Source organism: Streptomyces sp. NPDC053673 (genome assembly GCF_055585225.1).
The window spans coordinates 1-1204 of the sequence record NZ_JBVJKN010000107.1 but is presented as its reverse complement, the minus strand read 5'-3'; the positions used below and the strand labels follow the sequence as shown (position 1 = coordinate 1204).

Annotated in this window: 1 protein-coding gene; it reads right to left on the bottom strand. The window is 53.7% G+C overall.

Annotated features, from left to right (window positions below):
- Positions 1 to 1006, bottom strand: a 1006-nt coding sequence (locus ACZ6ZQ_RS38580; protein ID WP_469773198.1) for an integrase core domain-containing protein, incomplete at its 3' end; no start/stop codon positions are given.
- Positions 1007 to 1204: the final 198 nt, after the last annotated feature.

Here is a 1204-nt window from a genome sequence, read left to right as displayed (position 1 = left end):
GATTGATGATCCCACTACTGTCTGCCAGGTAACACTCGACATGACTCGCATAGCCCATCTCCGGCAACCGCTCCGGATAGACTCGTGTTGAAGGCATGTAACACGAGGCTGGCGTTTTCTGCCCAAGAGCCTCGTGTCCACGCTCGTAATTATAGTGCTGCACGAAGCGATCAAAGTGACGCTGCTGAGCATCCCACGCAACCGCCGGTGGTTGGGGTAACGTACTTTTCAGCGTCCTGTGCATACGTTCGTGGCGCCCGTTCTGATCAGGGCGGCCCGGTTCAATTCGCTCAGGAATGATCCCAAGTCGTAGCCACCAGATCGATAGCTGCGACAGCCCGGCACGGCCCGTGCTGGCAAACGGCACACCGTTGTCGGTACGGATGCGCTCAGGCAGCCCATATTCGCGGAAAACCCGCTCGAAGGTTTGCTGGGTTTCCTTGAAATTGGTGCTGGCCATACTCTCGCAGGCCAGTAAAAAGCGACTCGCGTGATCCATTATCGTCAACGGATAACACCACACACCTGCCCCTGTCAGAAATTGCCCTTTGTAATCAGCGCTGAAAAGCTGGTTGGGGATTTCTGCCTTACGTAAAGGCTTGGGATAGACAGCTACACGCGGGCGCAATTGCCGAGGCGTGATCAAATCAGCGGCCTTGAGGATGTTGTAAATGGTGGTTTTTGAGGGTGGGTTCTGCCCAGGAAAACGCCGTATCAAGTCGTTCTGGATCTTCTTCGGGCCGGGAACCGTTTCTCCAGTCGAACGCAATTCAATAATTGCCTGCCGGACAGCAAAAGGGACCACATACGTCTGATTGTGGCGGCTGCGACTTCGCTCTTCGAGGCCTCTGGGCCCCTCCGCTTTGTAGCGCTCGACCCATTTATAGCCAGTCTTGCGACTGATTTGATGGTCCAGGCACAGCTGGCTAAAGCTGTGCTCGTCCTCCAAATAGTCGGCGATGAACTTCACTCTGAGGTCCATAGGTTTCAGCTCTTTCCAGGGCATGGTCAGATCCTCGCGAAATCGACCCTGCCAGTTAAAAAACTGTTACCTATGTGCGTGAACTAATTTGTAACCCATGTGGGTGAGTCATACCGGGCAAGAGCGTTTTGCTTACTTTTGCGCTTTTCAAAAGTGAGCCGCTGTAAGAGCGGAACCAATAGCAGCCATCACCCAAATAACGGATATGTACCCACCACAAAC